The sequence below is a fragment of the Actinoplanes sp. NPDC020271 genome, from assembly GCF_044388125.1.
GTDB lineage: Bacteria > Actinomycetota > Actinomycetes > Mycobacteriales > Micromonosporaceae > Actinoplanes.
Genome location: NZ_JBIRWQ010000025.1, coordinates 85302 through 106117 on the forward strand (window position 1 = coordinate 85302; position 20816 = coordinate 106117).

The window sequence follows — 20816 nt, forward strand, 5'->3', positions numbered from 1 at the left end:
CTGGCGTATTTTCTAAGCCGTGACGGAGACACCGCCTGGCGCCCTGCCCGTGCCATATGTCCCGGGCATGTCCGGCTTGTCGGTCATGGCCCGTGGGGGATACGCGACCGTTTACCGGGCCACCCAGGATTCCGTCGGCCGCGAAGTCGCGATCAAGATGGAGAACCGGACCCTCGACAACGCGCGGGACCAGGCCCGGTTCCTGCGCGAGGCCCGGGCCGCGGGGCGGATGTCCTCGCACCCGCACGTCGTCGATCTGTTCGACGTGGGCGTGACGGTCGACCAGCATCCGTACCTGATCATGGAGCTCTGCGACGGGTCGTACCTGGACCGCATGCGGGTCAAGCCGCTCACCGCGGCCGAGGCGCGCGACGTCGGCGTGAAGATCGCCGACGCGCTCGTGCACACCCACGCCAACGGGGTGCTGCACCGCGACGTGAAGCCGGCCAACATCCTCTACTCGCAGTTCAACCAGGCGGTGCTGGCCGACTTCGGTCTCGCCGTGCTCGGTGAGATGCGCGACTCGTCGGTCACCCTCGAAGTGCTGACGCCGGCCTACGCGCCGCCCGAGATGTTCCGCCATGAGCAGCCGTCCGGCGCCGCCGACGTCTACTCGCTGTGCGCGACGCTCTACGCCGTGATGAGTGGCCGTCCGCCGCGCTGGGAGTCCGACCGCAGTCCGAGTCTGATCACCCTGATGGACCTGTTCCTGCGGCCCATCCCGGAACTGCCCGGGGTGCCGCGCGCGTTCATCGAGATCCTGCGCCGCGGCATGCACAACGATCCGCGTGGGCGGCCCTCCGCGCAGGACCTGCTGCAGGAACTGAACAGCCTGCACCTGGACCCGACCGCGCCGCCGCCCAACGTCTACCGCTCCACCTCGACGTATGCGGCGCCGCGGCCACGGCCGATCCCGCCGACGACGCCGACCCTGGACGAGACGCCGACGGTCAGCACCGACCGCAAGGGGTTCTTCGCGAAGTGGTTCAGCTGGTGATCTGAAGATCAACTTCAAGATCTTCAGGTCCTGGGTCCGCTGTGGTCCTTCTCCGCCGCTCCCGCGGGGACCCTTCCGGGCCGAGCAGGGCGCGGGGCGCCCAGAGCGCTCCGCCCTCCAGGGCGGCCTCCGTGGGTGGGCACGGTCAGGGCAGCAGACCTGCCCACGCGCTTGAGCAGGCCGCGCAGTTCCGCCGCCGGTAGTCCGCGACCTCCGCGGCGGGTCCCGGCCGCAGCACGCCCCCGGAACCGTGAGCCGCGCAACTGGCCGGTCGGGCACGAGGCTCGCGCCCCCAGCCCAGCCGGCGGAAGCGGCGCGGCCGCAGTCTTCGACGCGCGAGACGTCTCGGGCAGCGGGCGCACGTGGGCGGGGGTCTTGCTCTGACTGGGACCGACCACGGACATCGCCCTTTCGGGTCTCGCGTTCTGGGCCGCCCGCGGCCCTGCGAGGCCCGGAAGGGTCCCCGCGGGAGCGACGGTCTGTACCCCGGCGGACATAGGCAATGAAGAATGTGAAGTTACTCGGGGTCGAGTACGGCGAGTAACTCCCCGGTGTCGACCTCGGCGCCAGGATGGACCGGCAGGGACGCCACGACGCCGGCTGACGGCGCGTGCACCGGGTGTTCGAGCTTCATCGCCTCCAGTGTGAGCAGCAGCTCACCGGCACGAACCCGCTGGCCCGGGACCACCAGGACGCGCCGGACCGCACCCGGCAGCGGCGCGATCAGCGAACTCTCGGCCGCCTCGGGAGCGGGCAGCGGAAAGCGCGGGATCTCACGCAAAGTGACCGAACCTTCGGGGCTGTCCACGTACGAGACGTCACCGACGCGGTGCACCAGGACGGCCAGGCGGATGCCCTGGACGTTGAGGACGACTCGCTCGCGGCTGGCCGAGACCACCGTGATCGGCGGGTGCTCGTCGACCGGCGCCTGACCGAGACCGGCCAGGTCCAGTTCCTCGGGGTCGACCGGGCGGACCCACCAGCCGGCGAGCTCGCCGTGCCGGTTCATCCGGTAGCCGACCTCGACCGGGCCGGTCGGGCCGTCGTAGACCGCGGTCTGCGAGCCGGACGGGACGTTGCGCCAGCCGGACGGCAGCGTGCCGAGCACCGGGGCTCCGGCCCGGCGGTCGGCCGCCCCGGCCAGCGCGGAGGCCAGGCAGGAGAGCCGGACCGCGTCGACCGAGGAGAGCAGCGGCGCGAACACCTCGGGGTGCCGGTCGAGGAAGCCGGTGTCGATGTCGCCGGACCGGAACGAGTGGTGCCGCAGCGTGCGGACCAGCAGGTCACGGTTGGTCACCACGCCGTGGAGCTGGGCGCGGGCCAGCGCGGACGCCAGCATCCGCGCCGCCTCCTGCCGGGACGGCGCCCAGGCGACCAGCTTGGCCAGCATCGGGTCGTGGTGCGGCCCGGTGACCGAGCCGTCGGCGACCCCGGAGTCCAGGCGCAGGCCGGGCTGCGGCAGCGGGCGGAACGCGCCGGCCACGTCGGGCACCGCGAACCGGTGCAGGGTGCCGGCCGACGGCAGCCACGCGTAGGCCGGGTCTTCCGCGCAGATCCGCACCTCGATGGCGTGCCCGCGGATCGGCGGCGGCCCGGGCATCGGCAGGCTCCCACCCTCGGCGATCAGTAGTTGGAGCCGGACCAGGTCGTAGCCGGAGGTGCACTCGGTGACCGCGTGATCGGTCTGCAGGGTCGGGGTGAGTTCCAGGAACCAGAAGTCCCCGTCCGCGTCGAGCAGGAACTCGACCGCCCCGGCCCCGACGAAGCCGAGCGCCCGGACCGCGACGATCGCCGCCCGGCACAGGTCCTCGCGCAGTGCCGCGTCGACCGCCGGTGACGGCGTCTCCTCGACGATCTTCTGGTAGCGCCGCTGCACCGAGCATTCGCGCTCGCCGAACGGCACGACCGCGCCCATCGCGTCGGCCAGGATCGGGACCTCGATGTGCCGGACGTTGGGGACGTACGGCTCGCAGAACACGTCACCGTCGACCTCACGCCGGGCCACGCCGACCGCCTCGGCCAGCGTCGACGCGTCCCGGACGACTCGCATGCCGGCGCCCCCGATGCCGGCGTCCGGTTTGATCAGCACCGGGAACCCGGGCACGGTGGCCGGGTCGGTGAAGGTCGGCAGCACCGGCACCTTCGCCTCGGCGACCAGCTTCTTCGTCTCGGACTTGCGGTGCAGGGTGCGCAGGGTCGCGGCCGGCGGGCCGACCCAGATCATCCCGGCGTCGGTGACCGCGGCGGCGAACTCCGGGTCCTCGGCCAGCGACCCGTTGCCGGGGTGCACGGCGTTCGCCCCGGCCCGTTTGGCCGCCGCGATCAGCGCGTGCTGTTCCAGGTACGTCGTGGCCCGGGTGCTGCCCTCCAGGTGGACGGCGTAGTCGGCCTCGTTGACGTGCGGGGCGTCGGTGTCGACGTCCGAGTAGACGGCGACCGTCTCGATGCCGACCAGACGGCAGGTGGCGAACACCCGGCGGGCGATCTCACCACGGTCGGCCACCAAGAGTCGTCGGATCACTGGTCTACCTTTCAAGGTCGGAACACGCCGACGTGTTCGGCACCCGCCACGGCGGCGCTGTGCACTGCGGAGAGGCAGAGGCCGAGGACCGTACGGGTGTCGCGGGGGTCGATGACGCCGTCGTCGGCCGCGGCGGGCTCCGCCGAGGGACGCGGCCAGCTGAACTGGAAGCGGGGGCGGTCGGCGCGGTCCGGCGGGCCGGGGTGCTCCGGTCCGATGGTGAGGACCAGGTGCGGCACGGTCGACTTGGCGACCGCGTGGACCAGGGGGGCGTCGTGGCGTACGTCGGTCTCGTCGCTCTTCTTGATCTCTCCGGGGTGGCGCAGGAACAGGACCGGGGTGGCCGTCGCATTGGCCAGCTGCAGGAAGTGCACGGCTTTGCGGGACTCCGCCGGGGAGAGCCAGACGCCGGGGCTGGCCAGCACCCCGATCGGGTATCCGTGCAGCTCACCCCAGCCGGCCACGAGCACGCTGCCCTGACCGGGCTTGAACTCGTCGAAGTCGGAGTCGTCCAGGATGCGGGCCAGCACCTCGCGCGCGTCGAACCCGGTGGGGCCGGCCGCGGCCAGGCTCAGCAGCGCCTCGGTGTCGTAGCGGGGGGCGCGCGGGCACGTCGTCCGGGGCGAGGGACCTTGTTTGCGCCAGTTGAATCGGCGTACGCACTGACGGGCCAGCCGCAGCCCGTCCCGCTCGTCCTCGGCCAGCTGGTCGGCGGGCCCGGGCGGACCGGCCGGCACCACCGGGGTGGCCCGCACCTCGACGCCGCTGCGTTGCGGGTGGATGGTCAGCACCTTCGCGTGACCGCGCACCACGATCGTGTAGTCGGAGAGCGCCGGTAGGTACGCCGCGTCCCCGCTCGTGGTCCCGAAAACCACGCACACGGTCGGCACCCGGTCCGCGGTGAGCCGGCTCAACTCCCGCGCGATGCTCCCGGCCGGGGCCGCCTCACCCGACGACTCGACCAGGTTGACCAGCGGTAGCCGGTTCTCCGAGGCGATCCGGGCGGCCCGGCGGATCTTCTCCGCGGTGTACGGGTTGACCGCGCCCCCGGCCACGGTCGGATCGTTCGCGATCACCACGCACTCGACGCCCTCCACGGCGCCGATGCCGGTGACGACGCTCGCGCCGACCGGGAACTCCGAGCCGCGGGCCGCCACCGGGGACAGCTCGAGGAACGGGCTGTCCTGGTCGAGCAGCATCTCGATCCGCTCCCGGGGGAGCAGTTTGCCGCGCGCGTGGTGCCGGGTCACCCACTTCTCGCCGCCGCCGGCGCGCGCCTCGTCGAGGGCGGCCTCCAGCGCGGCGAGCCACTGCAGGGTGCTGCCGCGACCCTCCAGGTATGCGGGGTCGCGCGGGTCCAGCGTGGTGTCGAGGACGGTCACGTCGACACCCCGATGCGCGCTACGCGCCTACCTGCGTTCAATGCCGCGCCCTTCCCTGTCACGCCGGTGCCTCTCGGCCACCTCCGTAACGAGCGGCTGTGCGGGCGCGACACGGATCACGGGTTCTGGGCCCGGTCACCAGGAAGAGTGGATCAAGCACGTTTAAGGGGCTGCCCGTGTGGACAGCCCCTTGTGACGAAGGGTCAGACCCGAGCGCGCCGAGCGAGACGCTCGGGATCGAGAATGATGACGCTCTTACCGTCCAGCCGCAGCCACGCGCGGGAGGCGAAGTCGGCGAGCGCCTTGTTCACCGTCTCGCGGGACGCGCCGACCAGCTGGGCCAGCTCCTCCTGCGTCAGGTCATGCGTGACGCGCAGCACACCACCGTCCCGGGTGCCGAACCGGCCGGCCATCTGCAGCAGGTTCTTCGCCACCCGGCCGGGCACGTCCGTGAAGATCAGGTCGGCGAGCGCGTCGTTGGTGCGCCGCAGGCGACGGGCCAGTACGCGCAGCAACTGCTCGGCGATCTCCGGCCGGTTGTTCAGCCACGGGCGCAGCGACGACTTCTTCAGCCGGGCGAGCCGGCTGTCGGTCACCGCGGTGGCCGTCGCGGTGCGCGGCCCCGGGTCGAAGAGCGAGAGCTCACCGAGCATGTCCGACGGCCCCATGATGGAGACGAGGTTCTGCCGCCCGTCCGCCGCCCGGCGACCGAGCTTGATCTTCCCGGACAGAACGATATACAGGCTGTCGCCGGCCTCGCCCTCGTTGAAGACCACGTCGCCCTTGCGGACTTCGATCGTGTCCATCTCCTTGGCGAGCGCCTCTGCGGCTTCCGGGTCAACGCCCTGGAAGATTCCGCTGCGCGCCAGTACCTCATCCATCGCCGCACCTCCGAAACGCGCAACGTCTGCGCTCGATCAGTCTAGGCGCACGCGGGCGGGAAACGGGCGCCCACCCCTTGATCCAGATACTGGACGGTAACCAGATTTGCCGTAACCGGCGGTGACAATTCGACGGTTCCGGCATATCGGGACGGCACTTTCGTCGGTCACTCCCGCTTGCGAGCCGACGGTATCCTCCCGGTCGATGAATTCGCACCCTGGGTCCGACCGCAAAAGCGCTTCTGGGCGTTATGCCCTATATATCACGCTCGTCGGCGTCGTTGTCGCGGGTGCGGCCGTGGGTGGAATCATGCTGGTCAGCGAGGGTGACGAGGCCGACGCGAGCTGGCATTCCACGCCGGCCGCGGCCAGTGCCGCAACCGCCGCCGCAGCCGTTCCGGGAAAGACCGCATCGGCCCGCGAGGAGTCGGCAACAGTCGAATCCCTGACATTTTCGGCGACCGGCGACATCATGATGGCCAGTGCGCCGAGCGGGCTGCCCCCGAAGAACGGTGACGGATTCTTCGACGGCGTGCGCAAGGACCTCGCGTCCGATCTGGTGATGGGCAACCTGGAACAGCCGCTGACCGAGGACACCGGTGCCTCCAAGTGCGGCCGACCGGCCCGCTCGGGCTGCTTCGCGTTCCGCTCCCCGCCCTCCTATGCCGGGCACCTCTCCGACGGCGGCTTCCAGCTGATGAACCTGGCGAACAACCACGCCAAGGACTTCGGCGCGGCCGGCAACCGCAACACCATCACGGCGCTCAAGGGGGCCGGGCTCAAGTACACCGGCGCCGAGGACCTGATCACCACGGTCGAGGTCAAGGGCGTCAAGGTCGCGGTGATCGGGTTCGCGCCGTACGCGGGCTCCAACAACCTGAACGACCTGACCCACGCCCGTGACCTCGTCAGACAGGCCAAGCAGGAAGCCGACCTGGTCGTGGTCCAGGCCCACATGGGCGCCGAGGGTTCGGAGCGCAACCACGTCAAGCCGGGCACCGAGAACTACCTCGGAGAGAACCGTGGCGATCCGATCAAGTTCAGTCACACCGTGATCGACGCGGGCGCCGACCTGGTCATCGGGCACGGGCCGCACGTGCTGCGGGGCATGGAGTTCTACAAGGGCAAGCTGATCGCGTACAGCCTCGGGAACTTCGCCGGCGGCGGGCACACCCTGTCCAAGGACGGCATCCTCAAGTACGCCGGGATCCTGCGCGTGACGCTGAAGGCCGACGGGACGTACGCGGGCGGCAAGTTCGTCGCCACCTGTCTCAACAGCTCCGGCCTGCCCACCCGCGACACCTCCGAGGAGCACGGGCGGGAGCTGGTCACCACGCTGACGAAGGCGGACTTCCCGACGACCGGGGCGGCGATCTCCGACGACGGGACGATCAAGCCGTCCGCGTGAGGTTTGCACGCGCCGACGTACTCTTTACCGGTGACCCGTCCCCGCACCTCGCCCGCCGACCCCGGGCCGGCCGTGCTGGAGCGGTCGATGAAGCGCTTCGCCGGCGAGACGCCGATCGGGCGCAAGCGCCGGGCCAGGAAGATGGCCCGCGTGCTCGCCGACACGCATCCGGACGCGCACTGCGAGCTCGACTTCACCACGCCGCTGGAGCTGGCCGTGGCGACGATCCTCTCCGCACAGACCACCGACGTCCGGGTCAACCAGGTGACGCCGGTCCTCTTCCGGAAATACCGGTCGGCCGAGGATTACGCGTCCGCCGACCGCGCCGAGATGGAGGCGATCCTCCGGCCCACCGGGTTCTTCCGCGCCAAGACCAATTCGCTGATCAATCTAGGTCAAACCCTCATTGCTTCGTACGGTGGTGAGCTGCCCCGGAAACTCGACGCGCTCGTCAAGCTGCCGGGCATCGGGCGCAAGACGGCGAACGTGATCCTGGGCAACGCGTTCGACGTCCCCGGGATCACCGTCGACACCCACTTCCGTCGCCTGACCAACCGGTTCGGCTGGGTGTCGGAGGACGACCCCGTCAAGATCGAGTTCCTGGTCGCCGACCTGATCGAGAAACGCGACTGGACGATGCTGTCGCACCGGGTGATCTTCCACGGGCGGCGGGTGTGCCACGCGCGTAAGCCGGCCTGCGGGGCCTGCACGCTGGCGGCGTCCTGCCCGTCGTTCGGGACCGGGCCGACCGAGGCGGCGCCCGCGGCGAAACTGCTCAAGGGGCCCCGCGCTCGTGAGCTGGCCGTGGCGGCCGGGGTCGATCCGGAGCTGGTGCCGGCGTCGGCCGTCCTCGCGCCGGAGGAGCCGTGAGGGCTCTCGTGCCGCTCGCCGCGGGCGTGCTGCTGCTGGCGGGGTGCACCGCGGCTGTTCAGTCGGGGGAGCCGGAAACGCCGTCGCCGTTCCTGGCCTGCGCCGCCGCGTCCGGTGCGGTGGGCGCGGGCGCCGGCGTCGGGGCCGATGCTTCTGCAGCGGCGGCCCCTGGGACCGGTGCCTCCGCGGCCACAGCCTCCGGTGCTCCCGGCGGGGTCGCTGCCTCCGGGACGGCTGCCTCCGCCGCTGCTGCTTCCGGAACCGCCGCCGTCGCCGGCCTGACCGATCTGCCGGCCATTTCGGTCGCCTGCTTCGCTGGGGGCGATCCGGTGAACCTGCGCACCCTGCGCGGCCCTGCCGTGATCAACGTCTGGGCGTCGTCCTGCGGCCCGTGCCGCGAGGAGCTGCCGCTCATCCAGAAACTCGCCGACCGCACCGCCGGGAAACTGACCGTCCTCGGTCTCGACACCGGCGACAGCCGCGCGGCGGCCGCCTCGTTCGGATCCGATCACGGCGTCACCCTGCCGACGCTCTACGACCCCGACCGCACGGCGATCACCGAACTCAAAGTGGTCAACCTGCCCACCACGATCTTCGTCGACGCGTCCGGGAAGTCCTACCTGCACCGGTACGCGATGGACGCCACCGATCTGACCCAGCTCCTGCGGGAGCACGCCGGGCTGTCGGTGACGTTGTGAGCTCGCGGGTGGCGGCCTGGTCGCGTACGCAGGAAATCGGATCTTTGTCGTTGAGGCGGGTGGCATGAGCCGGGGCGTGGTGCTGGAACGGCCCGATGACCTGCCGTCCTGGTTCGAGCCACTGCTCAGCCGCGTCGCCGAGTGCCGCAGCGAGGATTTCAGCGTCCTGCGCAAACCGGCCGGCACGAACGGACGGTCCAGCGCGGTGCTCGTGCTGCTCGGGGAGAGCGCCGACGGGCCCGACCTGCTGATCCTGCAACGCGCCGCGACGATGCGGAACCACGCCGGTCAGCCCGCGTTCCCCGGCGGAGCCACCGACCCGGAGGACGCCGACGCGATCGCCACCGCGCTGCGCGAGGCCGACGAGGAGGTCGGGCTCGACCCGTCCAGCGCCGAGGCCCTCGCCCTGCTGCCGGAACTGTGGATCCCGGTCAGCCGGTTCACCGTCAACCCGGTTCTGGCCTGGTGGCGGCACCCGCACCCGGTCCGGCCGCGGCAGCTCACCGAGGTCGCGCACGTGGCCCGATTGCCGATCAGTGAACTCGCCGACCCTGCGAACCGTATCCGGGTGCGACACCCGAGCGGCTGGATCGGACCGGCCTTCCAGGTCCGCGGACTGCTCGTCTGGGGTTTCACGGCGGGGGTGATCTCGGTTCTGCTGGACATGGCAGGCTGGGCGCGGCCCTGGGAGCCGGGACGCGTCGTCGACCTGCCCGACGCCGAGGCCCCGGTGCCGGCGGCGCGCGGCGGTGCCCCCGACGAGGTGGTGCCGTGACGTGCGTCTGACTTCTATGTTGAGTGAGTGCCCGTGGTCGATGTCATCCTGATCGTGCTGATGCTGCTGTTCGCGATCAGCGGATACCGCCAGGGATTCGTGATCGGGGCGTTGTCCCTCGGCGGATTCTTCAGCGGGGTCCTGATCGGTCTTCAGCTCGGCCCACTGCTGGCCAAGCAGTTCGCCGACGGCACGGTCCGCATGATCGTCGCCCTGGCCGTGATTCTCGCCCTGGCCGTTCTCGGTCAGACCCTGGCCGGCTGGCTCGGCACCAGCCTGCGCAAGGCCATCTTCAACCGGCCCCTGCAGCATCTCGACGACGCCGGTGGCGCGGTCGTGTCGGTCGTCGCGGTCCTGCTGGCGGCCTGGCTGGTCGCCGTGCCGATGGGCTCCACCCCGTTCCCCGGCATCAACAAGGCGGTCCGGAGCAGCGCGATCCTCGGCGGCATCAATGGGCTGATGCCGGAGCAGGCGCAGGCCCTCTCCTCGGCGCTCCGCGAGACCCTCGACACCAACGGCTTCCCCGACGTCTTCGGCGGGCTGGCCCGCACCCAGGCGAAAGAGGTCGCCGAGCCGGACCCGGCCCTGCGCAACTCGAAGATCGTGCAGACCTCGAAGCAGTCCGTCCTCAAGGTGCTCGGCGCCGCGCCCAGCTGCTCCCGGCGGATCGAGGGCACCGGTTTCGTCTACGCCGACGAGCGCGTCATGACCAACGCGCACGTGGTGGCCGGCACCCGTGACGTGGTCGTCGAGACCACGAAGGGGCAGATCGAGGGCACGGTCGTGGTCTACGACCCGAAACGCGACCTCGCGGTGATCCGGGTGCCCGGCCTCAAAGCGCCGGTCATGCCGTTCGTCACGAAGAAAGCGGCGTCCGGGGCCAGCGCGATCGTCCTCGGCTACCCGCAGGACGGGCCGTACAACGCGCAGTCCGCCCGGGTCCGTGACGTCGGTGACATCACCGGGCCGGACATCTACGAGTCGGGCGACGTGACCCGGGAGATCTACACGATCAAGTCGCTGGTCCGCAGCGGCAACTCCGGCGGCCCGCTGATCGCACCCGACGGCGAAGTCCTCGGCGTGATCTTCGCGGCGGCGGCCGACGACAAGAACGTGGGGTTCGCCCTGACCGCGGCCGAGGCGGCACCCATCGCGAAGCTGGGCCGCGCGAGCACGCAGGCCGTCAAGACCGGCGAGTGCGCCTGACCCGGGCCACTCTCAAGATCAACCCCTTCGCCGGTACGTCGTGAACCGCCCTGCGCGATGCCGCGTCCGCCCCGAACGGTGTCAGCATCGGTTCACCGCGCGGCAGGCACTGTTCCCAGCGCGCCTGTTCCCAGCGCGCCTGTTCCCAGCGCGCCTGTTCCCAGCGCGCCTGTTCCCAGCGCACCTGTTCCCAGCGCGCCTGTTCCCAGCGCACCTGTTCTCAGCGCCTGTTCTCAGCGCGCCTGTTCCCAGCGCGCCTGTTCTCAGCGCGCCTGTTCTCAGCGCGCCTCGCCAGCCGCGAGCGCCGGCCGAGCAGAGCCGCAACGTCCGCTGAACGCCGGACCTGCTTACGCGCCGCCGGGCTCCGGCCGGTCCTGAGGGGTGCCTCAAAGGCCGGGTAGGACCTCTGGGAGCCGGCCAGGCCGCGCGCTGCCGGGTGCGGGCTGGCCGCGCGAGGGGGTGGTTTCGGGCGTCGCGCAGTTCCTCTGGAGCCGGCCGGTGCCGCGACGTTCGCTGGGCGCTGCCGTTGCGGCTGGTCTTGGGGCGGGGGTGTTCCGGGGGCCAGCCGTGTGCGTCAACCGGCGGTACTCGCGAACCGGCGAATGGTCACCGCAGCCGCCAACGCCGAGATCACGAACAGCGCGATCGCAAGGAAGCGCCCCCGATGCGACCCGCCCGTCTCAGCGGCTGCCGGTGCCGCCCAGCCCCCACTGTTCGCCCCGGGCAGCACCGCCGCCGGCTGGCGGCCGGTGTCGCTGCTCGGCGCCGACTGGGCCTCGCCCGGCGCCGGCGCGCTGCCGAACCGGGCCACCCCGACCGGCGGGGTGTTGTCCAGCGGGTTGCTCCCGGCTTCCGGCACGACGGCGGTCAGCGCCCCGGTCGGGTCGACCAGTCCGAAGCCGAAGACGTCGTCGCGGCCGGGAGCGCCCCGGTCCTTGGCGGTCCGGATGATTCGGTTGATCACATCGCTGGCTGACATGTCGGGCCAGCGGGAGCGGATCAGCGCCGCGGTCCCGGCGACCATCGGAGCGGCGAAGCTGGTGCCCTGCACCCGCCAGTAGCCACCGGGTTTCGCGCCGACCAGGTCGGTGGCCGGGGCGGTGACCACGGTTTCCTTGCCGGTGATCGAGCCGGACCAGAGATCGGTCCCGTTGCGCTCCATGCCGGCGACCGCGATCACGCCGGGTTCGCGCGCCGGATACCAGACGCCGCGGTTGGTCGACGCGGTCGCGCTCACGTTGCCGGTGCAGGCGACGACCACCACGTCCTTGGCGAACGCGTAGTCGAGGGCGGCGGCGAGCGCGGGACTGTTCGCGCTGCCGCCGAGGGACAGGTTGACGACCCGGGCGCCGTGGTCGACGGCCCAGCGCAGGCCCTTGGCCACGATCAGCGCGTCGTCGTAGCGGTTGTCCTCGTCCAGCACGCGGACCGGCAGGATCTTGGCTTTCGGGGCGATGCCGACCACGCCGGTGCTGTCGTCGTTGCGGCCGGCGATGATCGCGGAGACCGTGGTGCCGTGGCCGACCGGGTCGGTGTCGCCGTCGTCGCCGGTCTTGGTGTTGACCAGGTCGAGCCCGGGCAGGACCTGGCCTTCCAGGTCGGCGTGGTGCGCGTCGACCCCGGAGTCGATGACGGCGACCGTGATGCCGGTGCCGTCCGCATAGGTCCACGCGTCGGTCAGGTCGAGGGTCTGCAACTGCCACTCGTCGGCCCGGACCGTGTCGATCGCGGCACCGGGGTCGGTCAGCGGCCGGCTGAACGTGCTGCCCTCGACCACGTCGTCGGCCGCGCCCGGCTCGGCCAGCGGCAGCCCGTTGACGCCCAGGTGAGCGGACGAGGTCGCGAAAGCGGGCGCGGCAACCGGCGCGAAGGCGAGGAACCCGGCCAAGGCTGCGACCCTGAGTCGCCGTCCGGTCACCAACGGACACCGTCGCGGGATGCACGACACCGCGGCCGCGGCGGCCGGAAGGTTGCGCTCACTGTGGTCACGGGTCGGCGTCGCCATTCTCATGATGGTCAGTCGATGGGGGGAGATTACTCCGAAACGGTTGCGTGTCGCTGCGGTCTGCGGTCCCTAATCGCACTGGGAGTCTGTCCCCGGTCCGGATTCGAGAAGGGCCAGCTGAATCAGGCGAATCCCCTCACGGCGGGTGACCAGTCGGCCACGCCCCGGGGGCATTCGTTCCGGCCGTACGGTACCGATCAACGCACCTTCCTCGGGAGCACCGGACATCACCAGACCCGGGACGGACAGTTCCCGCAGCCGCTGGATCACCGGCTCGTAGAGGGCCCGCCCGGCCCCGCCGGCCCGCCGGGTCAGCACCAGGTGCAGCCCGATGTCCCGGGCCTGCGGAAGGTACTCCAGCAGCGGCGCCAGCGGGTTGACCGGCCCGGCGGCCACCAGGTCGTAGTCGTCGACCAGCACGAACAGTTCCGGCCCGGTCCACCAGGACCGTTCCCGGAGCTGCTTGGCGGTGACCTCGGGACCGGGCAGGCGCTTCTCCATGTATCCCGCCACCGAGTGCATCAGGTCCAGGGTGGGCTGGGCCTGCATCCCGTACCCGATGCGGTGTTCGGTCTCCGGGAGGTCGATCAGGCTGCGCCGGTAGTCGACCAGGATGACCCGCGCCTGCTCGGGCTCGAATCGGCTGGTCACCGACGTTGCCAGGGCGCGGAGGAAGGACGACTTGCCGCACTCGGCGTCCCCGAGGAGCAGTAGGTGCGGATCGGTCGCGAAGTCGACGGTCACCGGTTTCAGGTCGGCCTCGGCCAGCCCGATCGGGATGCGCAGGCCCTCGCCGGCGTCCGCGATCTCCGGGTACGCCACCGTCCCCGGCAACAACCGCACCCGCGGCGCACCCACCCCGGACCAGCTCGCCGCCACCGCCTTGACCAGCGCGGCGGTGTCGCCCAGCGAGCTCACCTCGGGCCGCGCCGTGAGCAAGTGCAGCCACTGACCCTGGACCGCCGGGTGTTCGATCACACCGCGACCGGGTTGCCGGTCCGGCACCGTGGTGGCGGCCCGCCGCCCGACGTGCGAGTCGGAGGTGTCGCCGAGCCGCAGCTCCACCCGCGATCCGAAGAGGTCCCGCACAGCCGGCCGGAAGTCCATCCACCGGGAAGCGGCGGCCACCAGGTGGATCCCGTACGACAACCCGCGCGTCGCCAGGTCGGTCAGCACCTGTTCGAGCTCCTCGAAGTCGGCCCGGACGGTGGCCCAGCCGTCCACCACGAGGAAGACGTCCGCACCGGCCCGGGATCGCCGGAACTCGGCCATGGATCCGATGCCGAGCTCGGCGAACGTCCGCTCGCGCTCGGCCAGCAGGGTGACCATCTCCCCGGCGGTCCGACGTACGCCCTCCGCTTCCAGCCGCCCGAAGACCCCGCCCACGTGCGGCAGCCCGCGCAGCGAGCCGAGCGACCCGCCCCCGAAGTCCAGGCAGTACACCTGTGCCTCGGCCGGCGTGTGGGTCAGCGCCAAGCCACAGATCAGCGTGCGCAACGCCGTCGACTTGCCGCTGAGCGTCCCGCCGACCACTGCCACGTGCCCGGCCGCCCCGCCGAGTTGCAGCCACAGCACGTCCCGCAACTGCTCGCGGGGCTTGTCGACCAGCGCGACCGGCACCTGCAAGGCGCCCTGCAGTGCCGGGTTCGCGCAGGCCAGCCCACGTTCCGCGTCGATGACCGGCGCCCCGAGCAGATCGTCGAGCGCGGCCGAGGAGTCCAGCGGCGGCAGCCACACCTGGTGGGCCGGCGGCCCCTGCCCGGCCATCCGGTCGACCAGCACGCTGAGCAGGGTCGGCCCGTCCTCGGCGGGCTCGGCGGTCATCGGCAGGGCGGCCGGCGTCGCGACCGCCCGCGTCGTGAACGCCATCACCCGCATCTCGGTCGCCCGGCCCGGGACGCGGGCCCGGCGCACCCGCCCCGACACGAACGACCCGCGGAACCGGGTCAGCGGCCCGTTCCCGAACTTCAGGTAGGCGTGTCCCGGCGCGCTCGGCAGGTCGGCCGCGTCCGGCACGCCCAGGACGACGCGCGATTCCATGCCGTTGAAGGTCTTCAACCCGATCCGGTACGACAGGTGGGTGTCGAGCCCTCGCAGCCGCCCTTCCTCCAGCCGCTGGCTGGCCAGCAGCAGATGCACGCCCAGTGACCGCCCGACCCGCCCGATCTGCAGGAACATCTCGATGAAGTCGGGCTTGTGGAGCAGCAGTTCGGCGAACTCGTCGACGATCACGAACAGGGACGGCAGCGGGGGCAGGGTCGCGCCCGCCGCCCGCGCCCGCTCGTATTCCGGCAGTCCGGCGAAGTTCCCCGCTCGGCGCAGCAGTTCCTGACGCCGGATCAGCTCGCCGTCGATCGCTTCGGCCATCCGGTCGACCAGCGGCAGCTCGTCGCTGAGGTTGGTGATCAGCGCCGCGGTGTGCGGCAGCCGGTCCATCGAGGCGAAGGTCGCGCCGCCCTTGAAGTCGATCAGCACGAAGTTCAGCGACTCGGACGAGTGGGTGGCCGCCAGCGCCAGCACGAGCGTGCGCAGCAGCTCGGACTTGCCCGACCCGGTGGCGCCGATCAGCAGCCCGTGCGGGCCCATCCCGTCCTGCGCCGACTCCTTCAGGTCCAGCTCGACCGGCAGGCCCTCGGGGGTCACCCCGATCGGCACCCGCAGCCGTTCCCGGCCGCTCCGCGGCCGCCAGCCCCGCGCCGGTCGGAAGCTTTCCGGGTCGCCGAGGCCGAGCAGGTCGGTGAACCCGGTCTCGGCCGGGGCCGGCGTCCCGTCCGGGTCACCGGCCCGGGCCAGGCGCAGCGGGGCGAGCCGCCGGGCGACCGCCTCGGCCACCGTCACCGGAAGTCCGTCGGCCCGGCCGGCCTCGGTCTCGACGTCCATCGTCGCGGTGCGCAGCGCCCCGGACCGGTCCACCTCCAACGCCAGGGTGGCCCGGTCGAGCAGGCGGGGCGGCGGTGTCTCCAGGTCCAGCACGGTCACCGCCTCCAGCCCGTCGTCGGCGGCGAGCGGGCCGGGCCCGTCCCGGACGATCACCACGTGCGGCCCGGGCCGGCCCGGCGCACCGGCCCGGAATCGGGGCCGGTCGCCGATCACGTCACCGAGCAGCCGGTCCAGCTCGGGGCCGGAGCCGGCCACCAGCCGCAACGGGCCGAGCGCGTCACCACGCTCGGGGTGCAGGGCGTGCGGCAGCCATTTCACCCACTCCCACTCGGCGTGCCGCTGCGGCCCGGCACAGACCGCGACCAGCAGATCGTCCGGCGGGTGGAAGACCGACAGCTGAGTGATCACGGCCCGGATCAGCGCGCGGGCCGGCTCGCCACCGCGCACGTGGACCCGGGCGAACCCGCGCAGCGACATCGCCACCGGCAGGTCGGGCACCACCGACCAGGCGTCCAGGAAGCGGCGCAGTGCGCCCGCGGTCATCGGCTCCAGCTCGTGCAGGGGCCGGGTGGCCGGTGGCTGCAACGGCGTGGCCAGCGACTGCGGCCCGAGCCCGACCCGCACCACCCCGAAGTCGGGGTCGTCGGGCCGGCGTTCCCAGAGCCGGTGGCTGGACACGGTGGACCACAGGCGGGACGGGTCGGGATGGCGATAGAGCAGCCCGGCCCGCTGCCGCCGCACGGTGTCCCGGACCCGTCGCCGGAGGACGGCGAGGTGACGCAGATAGTCCCGGCGGGCGGCGGCCGTCTCGGCGCGGCGCGGGCCGGTCACCGAGCCGAACGAGGTGGCCAGCATGGCCAGCGAGGAAATCCCGAAAAGACCACCGATCACGTACGAATACGCCCCCGCCCGCCCCTGGCCGGTCATCATCGCCATCGCGATCGTCCCGCCGAGCATCGGCAGCACCATCAGTGCCTGCTGCCAGCGCCCGGCGAACGGGGCCGGCGTCTCCGGCGGAGCCTCGACCGGCAGCTCGCCGAACGGGATCTCGGGCGCCGGTCGCCGCTCGGCCCGCTTGAACGCCACGGTGCCCACCGGTCCACCGCCTCTCCGTCGCGGAACGTGCCCCGGCGATCACGGGGCATCACGACGCGCCCATGCTAGATAAAGTGCGGTCGATCCCGCACCATCGAGATCCTCCCCTGTGGACAACCGAGAGGGGCCTGGTGAACACCGGTCTGGCTCGTGTGACGATCAGCGCTCCGCGGCGCCGGGTGGACGTGGCCCTGCCCGAGCACGTTCCCCTGGCCGAGCTGCTGCCGGAGGTTCTCCGGCACGCCGGTGAGGACCTCGCCGACACCGGTGAACGGCACGGCGGCTGGGTGCTGCGCCGGGCCGACGGGCTCGCCCTGGAGATCGACAGCGGACTTTATCCACAGGGTGTGCGTGACGGTGAGGTCCTGCACCTGACTCCGGCCCGCGACGACTGGCCGGAGTGGGAGTACGACGACGTCGTCGAAGCCGTCGCCGAGGGCGCCCGCCGCCGCGGCGGCACCTGGACTCCGGCCGCCACCCGGACGGTGGCCCTGGCCGCGGCCGGTGCCGTCCTGGCCCTGGGCCTGCCGGCGTTGCGCGGCGACACCTCGGGCTGGCCCGGCCTGGGCCTGGCCGCGCTGCTCACCCTCGCCGCGACGACCACTTCCCGGGCGTACGGCGTGGCGAGCGCCGGCGTGCTTCTCGGCTCCTTCGCGATGCCCTACGCCTTCGTCGGCGCGACCGCCCTGGTCACCTCGTCCGGCGGTGCTTGGATCAGCGGTCCCGGGCTGCTGGCGGGCTCGGTCGCGGTGCTGGTGGTGGCGGTGCTCGGCGGGGCCGGGGTCGCGGCCGGCGTACGGGTCTTCACGGCCGGCGCGACCGTCGGCGTGCTCGGTGCCCTGACCGCGTCCGCCGTCCTGGCGGCGGGTCCGGCCGCCGGCACCGCGGTTCTGCCGGCCGCCCTGGTCTGCGGGATCCCGCTGCTCCCGGCGCTCGCCCTGCGCCTGGGCCGCACCCCGGTGCCCCCGGCCGTCCTGCCGGAGGAGCCGCCGGACGAACCGGCCGGCACCGCCCTGGAGGTGTTGCGCCGGCGGCCGGAGCGGGAGGTGGTCTTCGCCGCGGCCGGGCGGGCCGACGAGTTCCTGGCCGGTCTGCTGCTCGGTCACGCGGTGCTGGTGGCCGCCGCGGCCGTGGCCCTGGCCGCCGCGGGAACCCTGGCCGCCCGGCTCCTGCTGGCCGCGGCCGCGGTCGCGTTGCTGCTGCGGGCCAGGCTGTTCCGGGCCCGGCGGCACCGGCTGCCGCTGATCGCGGGTGGCCTGGCCGCCGCCGTCGCGCTCGGGGCCGCTCTGCTCGCCGAGGTGCCGGCGAGCGCCCGGCCGGTGGTGACCGCCGGCTGCGTGCTGCTCGCCCTGGCGATCGTGGCCGGCGGAGTGACCTGGTCCCGGCGCCCGCCGTCACCGTCGGTGAGCCGGGCCGCGGACGCGCTGGACGTGCTGGCCACGGTGTCGGTGATCCCGGTCGCGTGTGCGGTGGCCGGCCTCTACGGCGCGGTCAGCGGCCTCGGAACCGGATAGCCATACGACCGCACCTGCGGGGCCCGGGCCCCGCAGGTGCGGTCGTCAGCGGTATCAGGGGAGGTGAACCGTCAGTGGTGCTCGCCTTCCTCGGCCTCGGCGTCCTGCGCGCGCTTGAACGAGGCGCGGATCTCCGCCTCGGCCTCGACCCGGCCGACCCAGGTCGCGCCCTCGACGGACTTGCCGGGCTCCAGGTCCTTGTAGACCGTGAAGAAGTGCTGGATCTCCATCCGGTCGAACTCGCCCAGGTGGTGGATGTCGCGCAGGTGCTCCTGGCGCGGGTCCTCGAAGGGCACGCAGAGGACCTTGTCGTCGCGGCCCTTCTCGTCGGTCATCCGGTACATCCCGATGGCGCGGGAACGGACCAGGCAACCGGGGAAGGTCGGCTCCTGGATCAGCACGAGCGCGTCCAGCGGGTCGCCGTCCTGGCCCAGGGTGCCCTCGATGTAGCCGTAGTCGGCGGGATACTGTGTCGCCGTGAAGAGGGTCCGGTCCAGCCGGATGCGGCCGGTCTTGTGGTCCACCTCGTATTTGTTGCGCTGCCCCTTGGGGATCTCAACCAGAACGTCGAAATCCATATCCGCTCCCCTTGTGATTGCCCGCTTGATGAGACCGGGCCGCCGGGCGGGGAAGCGGGGGAATGGAAGCAGGCCCGCAGGATCCGCGCGCAACGGTGTGCCGGATGTCGCTAGTCTCCCCTAAGTCTGACGCCACGGGCGAGGAGGGGCGTGTGACGAGGCAAGATTCACAGAACGGTCCGGAGTACGACGGCGTGTCCAGCGGGACGAATCACCCGGATAACGGTATGAGGCAGTCCGGTTGGCCCGGTGTGCCCGGATCTCCGCCTCAGTCGTCGGCCTTCCCGTCGCCGGACTCCCGGACGACGGTGCCGATCCCGCCGCCCGGTGAGTACCCGCCCAGCGCCCCGACGCCACCCCAGCCGGTGCCGGCGCCGGTCGCGGGCGGCTCACCCGCGTACGGGAAAGCCTCTGTGCCTTTGAACACCGCGCGCCCGGCGGTGCCGCAGCCGGTCGGCGGAGCCCGGCCACCGGCCACGCCGAAAGCCGCCGCCGGCGCCGAGAGCGCGCCCGGCAGCGGCCCGGCCGAGCCCGCACCGGGGTTCTTCTCCAACCCGAAGGCTGCCGCGATCGTCCTCGCCGTGGTCGTCCTGGTCGCCGTGGCCGTCGTCGGCCTGGTGGAGAAACCGGGCCCGATCGCCGGCTGGTTCGGCGACTCGGCCACACCCACCCCGATGGCGACCACGCCCGAGCCGACGCCGACCCCGGTGCTCGCCGCGGCGAACTCGCAGGGGAAGGCGCCGACCGCGGAGGCGGTCAAGAAGGCACTGGATCCGCTGGTCAAGTCGTCCGCGCTGGGTTCGACCGTGCACGTCTCGGTGCTGGACGTGGCCGCCGCGCAGGTCCTCTACTCGCAGAATGCCGACATTCCGACCACCCCGGCCTCGACCACCAAGATCCTCACCGCGGTGACCGCACTGGCCGCCCGCGGTCCGGCCTACCGCCTGGCGACCCGCGTGGTGGCCGGGGAGAATCCGGGCGAGGTGGTGATCATCGGCGGCGGCGACCCGACCCTGTCGGTCGACGCGAAGGGGCTGTTCCCCGGCGCGGCCCGGCTCGACCTGCTGGCCAAGCAGGTGAAAGCGGCGATGGGCGCCACCCCGATCACCAAGGTGACGGTCGACGCCACGCTGTTCAAGGGGCCGGAGACGGCCAAGGGCTGGTCCTCCGACGACGTCTCGCCGGCCGGGCAGGTCGCCCGGATCCAGGCGCTGATGACCAACGCCGGCCGGATCAAGCCGGTGCACAACGAGAGCGGTGGCGACCCGCGGTTCAGCGACCCGGCGCTCGCCGCCGGCAAGACGTTCGCCAAGCAGCTCGGCGCTGCCGCGGCGAAGGTGGTCAAGGGTCCGGCGCCGGCCGGGAGCACCGCCTCCGCGGCCGCCGGGAGTGTCACCCCCGGTCAGGAACTGGGCAAGGTCGAGTCGCCGCCGCTGGTGCAGATCCTCGACTGGATGCTGCAGCAGAGCGACAACACCATCGCCGAGACGATGGCCCGGCAGGTGGCGCTGGCGTCCGGCGCCGAGCCGAGCTTCGACGGCGCCTCCGAGGCGATGATCAAGAAGCTGACCGAGCTGGGCCTGCCCGGCGACGAGGCCGACCTCTACGACGGCAGCGGCCTCTCGAAGTTCGACGGCATCAGCCCTACCCTGCTGGTGCAGACCCTGGCCCTGGCCGCCGGCGGCAGCAAGCCGGAACTCTCCGCGATGTTCAACGGCCTGCCGGTGGCCGGCTGGTCCGGCACCCTGCGGACCAGGTTCGCCACCCCCAGCCCGAACCAGGCCGCGCAGGGCATCGTGCGGGCCAAGACCGGCACCTTGAGCGGCGTGAACACGCTGGCCGGCGTGCTGATCACCCGGGACGGGAGAGTTCTCGCGTTCGCGATCATGGCGAGCGCCACCTCGGACGCCGGCAGCGCGAAGGCCGCGCTGGACAAGGTCGCCGCCAAGCTGGTGGCCTGCGGCTGCTCCTAGGGGTTTCTCCGGAGTGCGCTATGGAGCCGCGCG

Annotated in this window: 15 protein-coding genes; 8 read left to right on the top strand and 7 right to left on the bottom strand. The window is 72.2% G+C overall.

The annotated features are described in order from the left end of the window. Positions 1–19 precede the first annotated feature (19 nt). On the top strand, positions 20–997 hold the full coding sequence (locus ACH442_RS37765; RefSeq protein WP_396342896.1) for a serine/threonine-protein kinase: 978 nt from the start codon (positions 20–22) through the stop codon (positions 995–997). Between the two features lie 517 nt (positions 998–1514). Here ACH442_RS37765 and ACH442_RS37770 read toward each other — a convergent pair. The 3 genes from ACH442_RS37770 to ACH442_RS37780 all read right to left on the bottom strand — a co-directional run bounded on the left by ACH442_RS37770 (position 1515) and on the right by ACH442_RS37780 (position 5781). After that, a complete protein-coding gene (locus ACH442_RS37770; protein WP_396342897.1) occupies positions 1515–3518 on the bottom strand; it encodes a biotin carboxylase N-terminal domain-containing protein in 2004 nt (667 codons plus the stop codon). 11 nt (positions 3519–3529) lie between these two features. Continuing rightward, positions 3530–4900 (bottom strand): carboxyl transferase domain-containing protein, encoded by a 1371-nt coding sequence (locus ACH442_RS37775; RefSeq protein WP_396342898.1) that lies wholly within the window; start codon positions 4898–4900, stop codon positions 3530–3532. Positions 4901–5103: 203 nt separating this feature from the next. Beyond that, entirely contained in the window at positions 5104–5781 is a 678-nt protein-coding gene (locus ACH442_RS37780) for a Crp/Fnr family transcriptional regulator (RefSeq protein WP_014447921.1), read from the bottom strand. Between the two features lie 310 nt (positions 5782–6091). On the opposite strand from ACH442_RS37780, the gene ACH442_RS37785 reads away from it, so the two are divergent. The 5 genes from ACH442_RS37785 (at position 6092) to ACH442_RS37805 (ending at position 10738) form a co-directional block, all read left to right on the top strand. Further along, positions 6092–7189, top strand: a complete 1098-nt coding sequence (locus ACH442_RS37785; RefSeq protein WP_396342899.1) for a CapA family protein — start codon at positions 6092–6094, stop codon at positions 7187–7189. Positions 7190–7276: 87 nt separating this feature from the next. After that, positions 7277–8059 carry an endonuclease III gene (nth, locus tag ACH442_RS37790; protein ID WP_396342955.1) on the top strand — a complete coding sequence of 261 codons (783 nt, stop codon included), beginning with the start codon at positions 7277–7279 and terminating at the stop codon, positions 8057–8059. Continuing rightward, entirely contained in the window at positions 8056–8757 is a 702-nt protein-coding gene (locus tag ACH442_RS37795) for a TlpA family protein disulfide reductase (protein WP_396342900.1), read from the top strand. Before nth ends, ACH442_RS37795 begins: the two co-directional genes overlap by 4 nt. A gap of 64 nt (positions 8758–8821) precedes the next feature. Further along, positions 8822–9532: an NUDIX hydrolase gene (locus tag ACH442_RS37800; RefSeq protein WP_396342901.1), complete on the top strand. Its 711-nt coding sequence runs from the start codon at positions 8822–8824 to the stop codon at positions 9530–9532. A gap of 27 nt (positions 9533–9559) precedes the next feature. Continuing rightward, positions 9560–10738, top strand: a complete 1179-nt coding sequence (locus tag ACH442_RS37805; RefSeq protein ID WP_396342902.1) for a MarP family serine protease — start codon at positions 9560–9562, stop codon at positions 10736–10738. A 574-nt stretch (positions 10739–11312) separates the two neighbouring features. On the opposite strand, the gene mycP is transcribed toward ACH442_RS37805, so the two are convergent. Further along, the gene (gene mycP, locus ACH442_RS37810) at positions 11313–12743 is read right to left on the bottom strand and encodes a type VII secretion-associated serine protease mycosin (protein WP_396342903.1); all 1431 of its coding nucleotides are present in this window, start codon (positions 12741–12743) and stop codon (positions 11313–11315) included. 69 nt (positions 12744–12812) lie between these two features. Next, positions 12813–16718, bottom strand: a complete 3906-nt coding sequence (eccCa, locus tag ACH442_RS37815; protein WP_396342904.1) for a type VII secretion protein EccCa — start codon at positions 16716–16718, stop codon at positions 12813–12815. Positions 16719–16849: 131 nt separating this feature from the next. Here eccCa and eccD point away from each other — a divergent pair, with 131 nt between their 5' ends. After that, on the top strand, positions 16850–18232 hold the full coding sequence (gene eccD / locus ACH442_RS37820) for a type VII secretion integral membrane protein EccD (RefSeq protein ID WP_396342905.1): 1383 nt from the start codon (positions 16850–16852) through the stop codon (positions 18230–18232). A 71-nt stretch (positions 18233–18303) separates the two neighbouring features. On the opposite strand, the gene ACH442_RS37825 is transcribed toward eccD, so the two are convergent. Both ACH442_RS37825 and ACH442_RS37830 read right to left on the bottom strand, forming a co-directional pair. After that, the gene (locus ACH442_RS37825; RefSeq protein WP_396342906.1) at positions 18304–18810 is read right to left on the bottom strand and encodes an inorganic diphosphatase; all 507 of its coding nucleotides are present in this window, start codon (positions 18808–18810) and stop codon (positions 18304–18306) included. Positions 18811–19078: 268 nt separating this feature from the next. Next, positions 19079–19237 (bottom strand): hypothetical protein, encoded by a 159-nt coding sequence (locus tag ACH442_RS37830; RefSeq protein WP_396342907.1) that lies wholly within the window; start codon positions 19235–19237, stop codon positions 19079–19081. On the opposite strand from ACH442_RS37830, the gene dacB reads away from it, so the two are divergent. Next, positions 19224–20783 (top strand): D-alanyl-D-alanine carboxypeptidase/D-alanyl-D-alanine-endopeptidase, encoded by a 1560-nt coding sequence (gene dacB / locus ACH442_RS37835; protein WP_396342908.1) that lies wholly within the window; start codon positions 19224–19226, stop codon positions 20781–20783. The two genes, ACH442_RS37830 and dacB, sit on opposite strands and share 14 nt — an antisense overlap. Positions 20784–20816 lie beyond the last annotated feature (33 nt).